Origin of the sequence: Pseudomonas emilianonis, from assembly GCF_023072625.1 — a bacterium.
In the GTDB taxonomy this organism is placed as follows: Bacteria; Pseudomonadota; Gammaproteobacteria; order Pseudomonadales; family Pseudomonadaceae; genus Aquipseudomonas; species Aquipseudomonas paraveronii.
On record NZ_JAKNRV010000167.1, the window covers coordinates 1 to 10984 of the forward strand.

The 10984-nt window shown below is 60.7% G+C and carries 10 protein-coding genes and 3 pseudogenes; 4 read left to right on the forward strand and 9 right to left on the reverse strand.

Going from position 1 to position 10984, the window contains the following annotated elements; genetic code table 11:
- From L9Z73_RS17110 to lptF, 9 genes and pseudogenes are all read right to left on the reverse strand, one after another.
- Positions 1–291: pseudogene (locus L9Z73_RS17110) on the reverse strand (two-component sensor histidine kinase); the annotation flags it as partial.
- A 67-nt stretch (positions 292–358) separates the two neighbouring features.
- Positions 359–823 (reverse strand): Spy/CpxP family protein refolding chaperone, encoded by a 465-nt coding sequence (locus L9Z73_RS17115; RefSeq protein ID WP_247403224.1) that lies wholly within the window; start codon positions 821–823, stop codon positions 359–361.
- 184 nt (positions 824–1007) lie between these two features.
- Positions 1008–1451 carry a recombination protein O N-terminal domain-containing protein gene (locus tag L9Z73_RS17120; RefSeq protein ID WP_282598663.1) on the reverse strand — a complete coding sequence of 148 codons (444 nt, stop codon included), beginning with the start codon at positions 1449–1451 and terminating at the stop codon, positions 1008–1010.
- Positions 1452–1615: 164 nt separating this feature from the next.
- Entirely contained in the window at positions 1616–2518 is a 903-nt protein-coding gene (gene era / locus L9Z73_RS17130; RefSeq protein WP_247403227.1) for a GTPase Era, read from the reverse strand.
- Entirely contained in the window at positions 2511–3200 is a 690-nt protein-coding gene (rnc, locus tag L9Z73_RS17135; RefSeq protein WP_046384585.1) for a ribonuclease III, read from the reverse strand. Before rnc ends, era begins: the two co-directional genes overlap by 8 nt.
- 147 nt (positions 3201–3347) lie before the next feature.
- A complete protein-coding gene (gene lepB, locus L9Z73_RS17140) occupies positions 3348–4202 on the reverse strand; it encodes a signal peptidase I (protein ID WP_247403229.1) in 855 nt (284 codons plus the stop codon).
- Between the two features lie 5 nt (positions 4203–4207).
- A complete protein-coding gene (lepA, locus tag L9Z73_RS17145; protein ID WP_247403232.1) occupies positions 4208–6007 on the reverse strand; it encodes a translation elongation factor 4 in 1800 nt (599 codons plus the stop codon).
- Positions 6008–6158: 151 nt separating this feature from the next.
- The gene (lptG, locus tag L9Z73_RS17150) at positions 6159–7238 is read right to left on the reverse strand and encodes an LPS export ABC transporter permease LptG (protein WP_247403236.1); all 1080 of its coding nucleotides are present in this window, start codon (positions 7236–7238) and stop codon (positions 6159–6161) included.
- A complete protein-coding gene (gene lptF, locus L9Z73_RS17155) occupies positions 7231–8349 on the reverse strand; it encodes an LPS export ABC transporter permease LptF (protein WP_193040447.1) in 1119 nt (372 codons plus the stop codon). The genes lptG and lptF overlap by 8 nt, the downstream gene beginning before the upstream one ends.
- A gap of 285 nt (positions 8350–8634) precedes the next feature.
- Here lptF and L9Z73_RS17160 point away from each other — a divergent pair, with 285 nt between their 5' ends.
- From L9Z73_RS17160 to L9Z73_RS17175, 4 genes and pseudogenes are all read left to right on the forward strand, one after another.
- Positions 8635–10125: a leucyl aminopeptidase gene (locus L9Z73_RS17160; protein ID WP_247403239.1), complete on the forward strand. Its 1491-nt coding sequence runs from the start codon at positions 8635–8637 to the stop codon at positions 10123–10125.
- A 52-nt stretch (positions 10126–10177) separates the two neighbouring features.
- Positions 10178–10606: a DNA polymerase III subunit chi gene (locus L9Z73_RS17165; protein ID WP_247403241.1), complete on the forward strand. Its 429-nt coding sequence runs from the start codon at positions 10178–10180 to the stop codon at positions 10604–10606.
- Between the two features lie 7 nt (positions 10607–10613).
- A pseudogene (locus L9Z73_RS17170) lies at positions 10614–10862 on the forward strand (DNA polymerase III subunit chi); the annotation flags it as partial.
- Positions 10856–10984 (forward strand): annotated as a pseudogene (locus L9Z73_RS17175) (hypothetical protein); the annotation flags it as partial. The pseudogenes L9Z73_RS17170 and L9Z73_RS17175, both read left to right, overlap by 7 nt.

The following is a 10984-nucleotide window of genomic DNA, read 5'->3' on the forward strand; positions in this document are numbered from 1 at the left end:
GGCGGCGCGGCGCGGGAAGGTGCCGCGCACCACGGGCTCGCCGCTTTCGTTGAGTACTTGCACGTCAATGTGGTACTGGCGCTTGCGCTGTTGCAGCAAGTCCTGCGCGGCGTCCTCGCCCTGGGCTTCGTAGAGTTGGGTCCACTCTTGGGCCAGGTTATTGAGGCCGGGATGGCGGCTGAGAATCCAGGCGTCCTGGTTGAGCATATGCCCAAGCAGGATCGACAGCCCGGCAACCAAGGCGATGGCCAGCCAGAAACTGGCCAGGATACGCCAGAACAATGAACGCACAGGAAACCCTCAAACAGGAAAAGCCCAGCGGCGCGAACCGCTGGGCTGGGGCAGTGAAGCTAGAACATTATTGCGCTTTTTGCGGCTGCTGCGCTTTCCATGCCTGGAATTCCTTCCACTCGGCGCGGCGTTGTTCTTGCTTCTTGACGATCTCGTCGAATTTCTTCTGCTGGTCAGGCTTGAGCACGGCACGGATGTCGGCCTGGGTTTTCTGCCTGCCGGCGGCGATTTCATCCTGCATGGCTTTCTGGTCAGCGGCCGGGAGTTTGTCCAGGTACTTTTTGACCAGGTCTTTGCGAGCGTGCCATTGGTCGCCCATCAGCTTGCCGATCTGCTGGCGTTGTTCCTTGCTCAAATCCAGCTGGCTGAACGGGCCACCTTTGCCACGCGGACCGTGTTCACCGTCAAAGCCTGGGCCACCCATCATGTGGCCTTCAGGGCCGCCCATCGGGCCTGGGCCTTCAGGCATTGCTGCCATGGCCACGGTGGGCAGGGCTGCGGCGAACATCAGGGCGATTAGGGTCTTGCGCATGGTGATTCTCCTGTCTCTATTCCGGTGAGTCCGGATGTGAGTAGATTACGGAGATCAAGGTCAGCGGCGGTCAGGGGAGGGTAAAGGTTTGGTAAGGGGGGGGGCGGCCGTTGCAAGCTTTTAGCTACAAGCAGCAAGTGAAGAGCGTTTGCTTTCAGCTTGAGGCTTGCAGCTTGTAACTGCCTTATAGGCTGTAGTAGTAGCCGCGGCTGCGCAACGCCACGATCCGTGGCCGGCCATCCGGGTGCGGGCCGATCTTTTTGCGCAGGTTGCTGACGTGCATGTCGAGGCTGCGATCATAGAGGGTCAGCTTGCGGCCGAGGGCGATCTGCGCCAGTTCCTGTTTATCCAGGGGTTCGCCGGGCTGGCGCAGCAAGGCCTCGAGCAGGCGGCTTTCGGAAACGGTGAGGGTGAATTCCTGATTGTCGATGCTGACCACGCCGCGCACCGGGCTGAAGCACAGGTCGCCCAGTTCCAGTTGCGTTGACACGGCGGCCGGGTGGCTGCGGCGCAACACCGCGCGCAGGCGCCCCTGGGGCGTGAGGAAGTCCACCAACGCGCTGGTCTCGCGGTAGGCGCGGCTGTGCAGCACATAGGCGGGTTGGCTGGGAGGCGGGGTTGAGGACATGGGTTCTCGTTGCTGGAATGCACTAGTGAAAACAACACCAACCTAATGTGGGAGGGGGCTTGCCCCCGATGGCGGTGGCTCAGTCAAAATATTTAGTGACTGACACTCTGCTATCGGGGGCAAGCCCCCTCCCACATTTATAGCCCTGCGGTGGATTCGAGTCCTTACAGGTCGCCGTAACCCAGGGAGCGCAATGCGCGCTCATCATCGGACCAGCCACCCTTCACCTTCACCCACAGGTTCAGCATGATCTTGGAATCGAACAGCAATTCCATGTCCTTGCGCGCTTCAGTGCCGATGCGCTTGATGCGTTCGCCCTTGTCGCCAATGATGATTTTTTTCTGGCCGTCACGTTCGACGAGAATCAGCGCATGGATATGCAGGGTCTTGCCCTGTTGCTTGAACTCTTCGATTTCGACGGTGATCTGGTACGGCAGCTCGGCGCCCATCTGGCGCATGATTTTCTCACGCACCAATTCGGCGGCGAGGAAACGGCTGCTGCGGTCGGTGATCTGGTCTTCCGGGAAGAAGTGCTCGTTCTCCGGCAGGTAGCCGGCAATCACGCGCTCCAGGGCTTCGAGGTTGTGCCCGTGCTGGGCCGAGATCGGCATGATCTGGGCATTCGGCAGTTGTTCCTGCAGCCAGCTCAGGTGCGGCATCAGCTCGGCTTTGTCTTCGATGCGGTCGGTCTTGTTCAGCGCGACGATCAACGGGCCGGTGACGTACTGCACGCGCTCGAGAACCATCTGGTCTTCGTCGGTCCACTTGGTGCGGTCGACCACGAAGATCACCACGTCGACGTCTTTCAACGCAGCCGAGGCGGTCTTGTTCATGTAGCGGTTCAGGGCTTTCTCGCCGCCTTTGTGCATGCCCGGGGTGTCGACGTAGACCGCTTGCACGGTGCCTTCGGTCTTGATGCCCAGCATGTTGTGGCGGGTAGTCTGCGGCTTGCGCGAGGTGATCGCGAGCTTCTGGCCGAGGATGTGGTTGAGCAGCGTGGACTTGCCCACGTTGGGACGGCCGACGATGGCAACATAGCCACAGCGTGTTGCGGTTGAATCAGTCATGGCCATTCTCCACGCCCAGGGCAATCAGTGCTGCAGCGGCCGCTACCTGTTCGGCAATACGACGGCTCACACCCTGACCTCGGCTTTTTTCATTCAATAAGGTGATTTCACATTCCACGAAAAATACGCGGCAATGTGGCTCACCCTGGATATCCACCACTTCGTAGCGTGGCAGTTCGCACCCGCGGGACTGCAGGAATTCCTGCAGGCGGGTCTTGGGATCTTTGTTGGTGTCGACCAGGGTCAGGCTTTCGATCTCGGACGTCAGCCAGGCGGTGACGCGCGCCTTGGCCGCTTCCATGCCCGCATCCAGATAGATGGCGCCGATCAGCGCTTCAAGCGCGTCGGCCAGGATCGACTCACGACGGAAACCGCCGCTCTTCAACTCACCGGAGCCCAGGCGCAGGTACTCGCCCAGGCCAAAGCCACGGGCCAGCACGGCCAGGGTCTCGCCCTTCACCAACCGCGCACGCAAACGCGACAGCTGGCCTTCACGGGCTTGCGGGAAGCGCTCGAACAGGGCTTCACCGGCGACGAAATTGAGGATGGCATCACCGAGGAATTCCAGGCGTTCGTTGTTACGCCCTGCAAAACTGCGGTGTGTGAGAGCAAGGACCATCAGTTCCTGGTCTTTGAAGGTGTAGCCGAGCAGGTGCTCGAGACGACTTAGAGAAACGCTCACGGTTTACCCATATCTGTTTGGTGGCACCGGCGGCCATCGACGATTGACGCAGTGTTCAAATTCAAATCCTGGTTGGCGCTGCATGAGGCTGGAGATTGTCCAAGCCCCAAAAAAGCATTCGGCGCTGTGATCACAGCGCCGTCTGTATTACTTGATCAGCCCGACCCGCGAGAAGTTCGGCAGGTGGCTGAGTTTGGGTTCCGGCCAGCTCATCCAGACCGCGAAGGCCTTGCCGACGATATTCTGGTCGGGAACCATGCCCAGCAGGTCCTTGGGAATGGTTGGATCATCCCAATAGCGGCTGTCGTTGGAGTTGTCGCGGTTGTCGCCCATCATGAAATAGTGCCCGGCCGGCACTTTCCATTCGCCATCAGGCATTGCGCGGTAGCGACTCATTTCCTTGCGGATTTCGTGCTCCACCGCACCGAGTTTTTCCTGATACAGCTCGGCGCTGCCCAGGGTGTTCGGTTCGGCACCCAGTAGCTTCTCGGCCACCAACTCACCGTTGATGAACAGGCGCTTGTCGCTGGTGTAGCGAATCACGTCACCCGGCAGGCCGACCACACGTTTGATGTAGTTGACGTTCGGATCGCTCGGGTAGCGAAACACCATCACATCGCCGCGCTGCGGGTCGCCGATCTCGATGACTTTTTTGTCGATCACCGGCAAGCGAATCCCGTAGGAAAACTTGTTCACCAGGATGAAGTCGCCCACGTCCAGGGTCGGCTTCATCGACCCCGACGGAATCTGGAACGGCTCCACCAGGAACGAACGCAGCACCAGCACGATGAACAGCACCGGGAAGAACGATTTGCCGTATTCAACCAGCAAAGGCTCTTTGTTCAGCTTCTCGATCACCACGACATCGGGCTGGCTGACGCTGCCCTGATAGGACGCGATAGCCGCCCGCCGACGCGGGGCGAAGAACACCAGATCGAGCAACGCCAGGAGTCCGCAAACGGCAACGGCGATGACCAGCAACAGCGGGAAATTTAGCGACATAGGACCTAACTATCCAACCTGAGCACCGCAAGGAAGGCTTCTTGTGGAATTTCCACGTTGCCCACTTGCTTCATGCGTTTTTTACCGGCCTTTTGCTTCTCAAGCAGCTTGCGCTTACGGCTGACGTCGCCACCGTAGCATTTGGCCAGTACGTTCTTTCTGAGTGCCTTGACGGAAGTCCGCGCAATGATCTGCCCGCCAATGGCGGCCTGGATCGCGACGTCGAACATCTGGCGCGGAATCAGTTCTTTCATCTTCTCGGTCAACTGTCGACCTTTGTAGTGCGCGTTGTCCTTGTGCACGATCAGTGCCAGGGCATCGACCTTGTCGCCGTTGATCAGCACATCCAGCTTCACCAGATTAGCCGACTGGTAACGATCGAAGTGGTAATCCAGCGAAGCATAGCCGCGACTGGTCGATTTGAGACGGTCGAAGAAGTCCAGGACCACTTCGTTCATCGGCAAATCGTAGGTCACTTGCACCTGGGTCCCGAGGAACAGCATGTCGTGCTGTATGCCACGCTTCTCGATACATAGGGTAATGACGTTGCCCAGGTGCTCCTGCGGCACAAGAATATTGGCGCGCACGATCGGCTCGCGCATGTCTTCGATGGAAGACAGGTCTGGGAGCTTGGAGGGGTTGTCGACGTAAATCGTTTCACCGGTTTTGAGTAACAACTCAAAAATAACGGTTGGCGCGGTGGTGATCAGGTCCAGGTCGTATTCGCGCTCAAGGCGCTCCTGGATGATCTCCATGTGCAGCATGCCGAGGAACCCGCAACGGAAGCCGAAGCCCAGGGCGTCGGAGCTTTCCGGGGTGTACTGCAACGACGAGTCGTTGAGGGTCAGCTTTTGCAGGGCTTCGCGGAAGTCTTCGAAGTCGTCGGAGCTGACCGGGAACAGGCCGGCGTACACCTGCGGCTGGATGCGTTTGAAGCCCGGCAGCACGTCGACGTCAGGGGTGGAACTCAAGGTCAGGGTGTCACCCACCGGCGCACCGTGAATGTCCTTGATGCCGGCGATGATGAAGCCGACTTCACCGGCTTTCAGATCAACGGTGGCGGTGTGTTTCGGGTTGAACACACCGACGCTGTCCACCAGGTGGATCTTGCCGGTGGATTTGACCAGGATCTTGTCGCCCTTCTTCACACGGCCGTGGCGCACGCGTACCAGGGAGACAACCCCCAGGTAGTTGTCGAACCAGGAGTCGATGATCAACGCTTGCAGCGGATCTTCGTAGTTGCCGGTTGGGGCGGGAATGGTTTTCACCAGGCGTTCGAGCACTTCGTCGACGCCCTGGCCGGTCTTGGCGCTGCACTCGACGGCGTCGGTGGCGTCAATGCCGATGATTTTTTCGATTTCTTCCTTCACTCGGTCCGGATCGGCCTGCGGCAGGTCGATCTTGTTCAGCACCGGCATGACTTCCAGGCCTTGCTCGATGGCGGTGTAGCAGTTGGCCACGGACTGGGCTTCAACACCCTGCCCCGCGTCCACCACCAGCAGCGCGCCTTCACAGGCCGCCAGGGAACGGCTGACCTCATAGGTGAAGTCGACGTGGCCGGGGGTGTCAATGAAGTTCAGCTGGTACTTGATACCGTCTTTGGCGGTGTAGTACAGGGTAACGCTGTGGGCCTTGATGGTGATCCCGCGCTCGCGCTCGAGGTCCATGGAGTCCAGCACCTGGGCTTCCATTTCACGCTCGGCAAGGCCGCCGCACATCTGGATGAATCGATCGGCCAGCGTCGACTTGCCATGGTCAATGTGGGCGATGATGGAGAAATTGCGGATATGACTCAAATCACTCACGGATCAACACTCAAAAAGGCTGCAGGCAGACTGCCCGCTGAAAAATAGCCGGGAATTGTACCTGATGCTCGGGCCAGGCGTCATCTTTGCTGACCAGAACAAAAATGCCCCGATCTCTCGAACGGGGCATTTTTTGTTCATAAGCGCACGATCACCCGGCGCGGCGCAACAGCCAGAACCCGGCCAGGGCGCATATAGCGGTCGGCACCAGCACCGCAAACAACGGCGAGAAGCCGAACACCAGGCTCGACGGGCCCAGCAAATCCTGGGCAATACGGAAGGCAAAGCCCACCAGCACGCCGGTAAAGACCCGCTGACCGAGGGTTACGGAGCGCAACGGGCCGAAGATAAACGAGATCGCCATCAGCACCAGCGCGGCGGTGACCACCGGTTGCAGCACCTTGACCCAGAACGCCAGCCAGTAGCGACCGTTGCTCAAGCCTTGATCCTTGAGGTAGTGGATATAGCTCCACAGCCCGGAGATCGGCAGGCTTTCCGGGATCATCACTACCGTATTGAGCAGTTCCGGCTTCAGGGCGATGTCCCATTGCTCGGTCGGCACATTGATCACTTCGGTGCTGGCCTTGGTGCCCTGGCCGACATTGCGGAAGTAGGTGGTGGTGACGTCGGTCAGTTGCCATTGCTCGGCGCTGTATTGGGCGCGCTTGGCGAAACTGGAGGACAACATGTGGCGTTCTTTGTCGAACGTGTAGCGAGTGACCCCCACCAACAGGCCGCCCGGCTGCACGGCGTTGATGTGGATGAACTCGTCACCCTGGCGGTGCCACAAGCCATGCCTGGCGCTCTGGGCATCGCCCGAGCCCTGGGCCAGGGCGCGATTGGCCTGGGCGGTGGATTCGGCCGGCGGTGCGACGTATTCACCGATCAGCACGCTGCACATCATCAGCAGCAACATGGGCTTCATCACCGCCCAGACGATACGGCCGATGGAAACACCGGCGGCGCGCATGATGGTCAGTTCGCTGTTGCTGGCCAGGCTGCCGAGGCCGATCAGGCAGCCGATCAGCGCAGCCATCGGCATCATGTCGTAGAGACGACGCGGCGCGGTCAATGCCACGTAGCTCAGCACGTCCCACACGGTATACGTGTCGGTGACGTTACCCACTTCATCGATAAAGGCGAACAACGACGCCAACCCGAGAATGATGCCCAACACCGCCAGGATGGCGATCAGTACGCTGCTACCAATGTAGCGATCGAGCTTAGCCACGAGCCAACTCCTTCTGGCCAAGACGGCTCTTCATTTTCAGACGTATAGGTTCCCAATAGAGCAGCCCGAGGCCGATCATCAGGAAGATCCCGTGTACCCACCACAGGCCCAGCGTCGGTGACAGCTTGCCCTTTTCCAGGGAGCCACGGGCGGAGATCAGGATGGTCAGGTAGGCCATGTACAGCAGGATCGCCGGCAGCAGCTTGAGGAAGCGGCCCTGGCGCGGGTTGACGCGGGACAACGGCACGGCCATCAGGGTCACGATGAACACCAGCAACGGCAGGGAAATACGCCATTGCAGCTCGGCGATGGAGCGCAACTCCGTGCTGCCCAACAGCGCCTGGGTCGGGATCGCATCGCGGTCGGTGACCTCGTTGCTGATGTCCGGGCGGGCGAGCATCACGCCATAGGTGTCGTACTTGATGGCGCGGTAATCGGCCTGGCCGGGACTGCCGTCATAACGATAGCCGTTTTCCAGGATCAGGTAGCGGCTGCCGTCGGGGCGCACTTCCTGGCGCCCGGAATCGGCGACCAGGACGGAGATGCCACGGTCTTTCTTGTCCTGCCCCAGGCGTTTCTCGGAGATGAACACCCCGCCGAGGTTGGCGCGGTCGTCAGTGAGAGTTTCGGTGTAGGTCACCCGCGTACCGTCACTGAGTGCCTGGAAGCGGCCCGGTTCGAGGGTGTCGAACTCGGTCATGGCGTCCTGTTTGTTCAGCACCAGTTCGAACTGCATGGCGCCCTGGGGGGCCAGGCTCAGGCTCAGCCAGGCGACGATCAGCGCCACGCCGGCGGCCGGGATCATGGTCATGCCCAGCAGGCGTTGCTGGCTCATGCCGGTGGCCGAGAGCACGGTCATTTCGCTTTCAAGGTACAACCGGCCATAGGCCAGCAGAATCCCGAGGAACAGGCCCAACGGCAGGATCAGTTGCAAAAAGCCCGGCAGACGAAAGCCCATGATGAGGAACAGTGAGCCGGGGTCCAGGGCACCGGAAGCAGCCTGGGCCAGGTATTTGACGAAACGACCACTCATGATGATGACCAGCAATACCGCGCTCACGGCACTCAGGGTCAACAGGACTTCGCGGGACAGATAACGGAAGACGATCAAACCAGACACTCCAGGGTTGTCAGGCTAAGGCGGCCAAACAAGCAAGCATAACGAGTCGGCCCGTTTAAACAGGCCGGCTAAAAAGATGGCGCATTATCCTGTGATTGACCGCGCCTGTCACGGAGCTTACTCATGCGCGTACACAAAGCGTGCGGCAAGGGTTGTCAGGCTCCGCCAGCGAGGTTCAAACTGCGGGCTTTGTCGCTGGCGGTTTACACGGCTGCCAGGCTTTAAAGCCGGAGCACACAGACTCCAGGCTCACAGACCTTTATAAGGGACCCGAACATGGAATTGGTTGTAAAAAGCGTTAGCCCCGAAACGTTGAAAACCGCCACCCTCGTGGTCGCTGTCGGCGAAGGCCGCAAGCTCGGCGTTGCCGCCCAACAACTCGACGAACTGAGCGGCGGCGCCATCAGCGCGGTCCTCAAGCGCGGCGACCTGGCCGGCAAAGTCGGCCAGAGCCTGCTGCTGCAAAGCCTGCCCAACCTCAAGGCCGAGCGTGTGTTGCTGGTGGGCGTGGGCAAGGACGCCGAACTCGGCGACCGCCCGTTCCGCAAGATCATCAGCGGCATTCTCACCACCCTCAAGGGCCTGGGCGGCAGCGATGCAGCGCTGGCACTCGATGAAATCGTGGTCAAAGGCCGCGACAGCTACGGCAAGACCCGCCTGCTGGCCGAAAGCCTGCTCGACGGCGGCTACGTCTTCGACGAGTTCAAGAGCCAGAAAGCCGAACCGCGCGCCCTGAAGAAAGTCACCCTGCTGACCATCAAGGCCGCCCAGGCTGAAGTCGAACGCGCTGTGACCCACGCCCAGGCTATCGCCGCCGGCATGTCGTTCACCCGTGACCTCGGCAACATGCCGCCGAACATTTGCCACCCGACCTACCTGGGCGAGCAGGCCAAGGCGCTGGGCAAGGAATTCAAGAGCCTGAAAGTCGAAGTCCTGGATGAGAAGAAGATCAAGGAACTGGGCATGGGCTCGTTCTACGCGGTCGGCCAGGGCAGCGATCAGCCGCCACGCCTGATCGTGATGCAATACAACGGCGGCAAGAAGGCCGAGAAGCCTTACGCGCTAGTTGGTAAAGGCATCACCTTCGACACCGGCGGCATCAGCCTCAAGCCAGGTGCCGGCATGGATGAGATGAAGTACGACATGGGCGGTGCCGCCAGCGTGTTCGGCACCCTGCGTGCGGTACTGGAGCTCAAGCTGCCGATCAACCTGGTGTGCATCCTGGCCTGCGCCGAGAACATGCCGAGCGGCGGCGCGGCCCGTCCGGGCGATATCGTCACCACCCTCAGTGGCCAGACCGTCGAGATCCTCAACACCGACGCCGAAGGCCGCCTGGTGCTGTGCGATGCCCTGACCTACGCCGAACGCTTCAAGCCACAGGCAGTGATCGACATCGCCACCCTGACCGGCGCCTGCATCGTCGCCCTCGGTTCCCACACTTCGGGCCTGCTGGGCAACAACGACGAACTGATCGAGCAACTGCTCAGCGCCGGCAAGGCCGCCGACGACCGCGCCTGGCAACTGCCGCTGTTCGACGAGTACCAGGAACAACTGGACAGCCCGTTCGCCGACATCGCCAACATCGGCGGCCCGAAAGCCGGCACCATCACTGCGGCCTGCTTCCTGTCGCGCTTCGCCAAGAACTTCAACTGGGCACACCTGGACATCGCCGGCACCGCCTGGACCAGCGGCGGCAAGGACAAGGGTGCCACCGGCCGTCCGGTGCCACTGCTGACCCAGTACCTGCTGGATCGCGCCAAGGCCTGAAAACCGTGACCCCGGGGCGGCGCTACAGCCGCCTCGGGCTCCAGGAACCGCAATGACCCAAGTCGACTTCTATATATTGCCCAGCGCCGACCCGCTCGCGCGCCTGGACTTTGCCTGCAAACTCACCGAAAAAGCCTGGCGCATGGGCCACCGCATCTACCTGCATTGCAGCGATGCCGCCCAGCGCGACGAGCTCGACGCCCGCCTGTGGCGCTTCAAGGGCGAAAGTTTCGTGCCCCACGGCCCCGCAGAAGCTGAACCCGAAGGCCAGGTGGTCCTGGGTGTGGGCGACAGCTGCGGCGATCACCATGACCTGCTGGTCAACCTCGACCTGAAAGTCCCGGCCTTTGCCAAGGCGTTCGCCCGTGTGGCCGAAGTGGTGGTGGAAGATCCGGCTATTCGTCAGGCCGCGCGGGAGAGTTTCCGTTTCTATCGCGAACAGGGCTATCCTTTGCAGGATCACCGGCTACAACGACTTTGAGTGCATGATGGACACCCCGAATACGATAAAAAAAGACGACCACCTGTTGGACGACCTGGAGTCGATCCGTCAGTTACTGGGTGATGACAACCTCCAACCGCCGCTGCTGACGGAAACCGTCAATGGCGACGTGCAGATTCCCCTGCTATTCGACATGGTCGGCGCCAAGCCGGCTGAGCCGCTCGAACCGCCACCTGCCCCGGCCACCCCGGTTGTCGAAGCGGCGCCCGCTGCAGCGCCTGCCGAAAAGACCCCGGCCCCTTGCTGGACCGCATGGAAGTGATTCGCCTGTCGGGCTATATCACCGAAGAGAAAGTCGCCATCGCCAAACGCCACCTGTGGCCAAAGCAGTTGGAAAAAGCCGGCGTGTCGAAAAAC

Coding starts and splice junctions, on each gene's coding strand:
- lepB (WP_247403229.1), bottom strand. CDS start 4,202: ATGTCGCTAAATTTCCCGCTGTTGCTGGTCATCGCCGTTGCCGTTTGC.
- L9Z73_RS17115 (WP_247403224.1), bottom strand. CDS start 823: ATGCGCAAGACCCTAATCGCCCTGATGTTCGCCGCAGCCCTGCCCACC.
- L9Z73_RS17120 (WP_282598663.1), bottom strand. CDS start 1,451: ATGTCCTCAACCCCGCCTCCCAGCCAACCCGCCTATGTGCTGCACAGC.
- era (WP_247403227.1), bottom strand. CDS start 2,518: ATGACTGATTCAACCGCAACACGCTGTGGCTATGTTGCCATCGTCGGC.
- L9Z73_RS17160 (WP_247403239.1), top strand. CDS start 8,635: ATGGAATTGGTTGTAAAAAGCGTTAGCCCCGAAACGTTGAAAACCGCC.
- L9Z73_RS17165 (WP_247403241.1), top strand. CDS start 10,178: ATGACCCAAGTCGACTTCTATATATTGCCCAGCGCCGACCCGCTCGCG.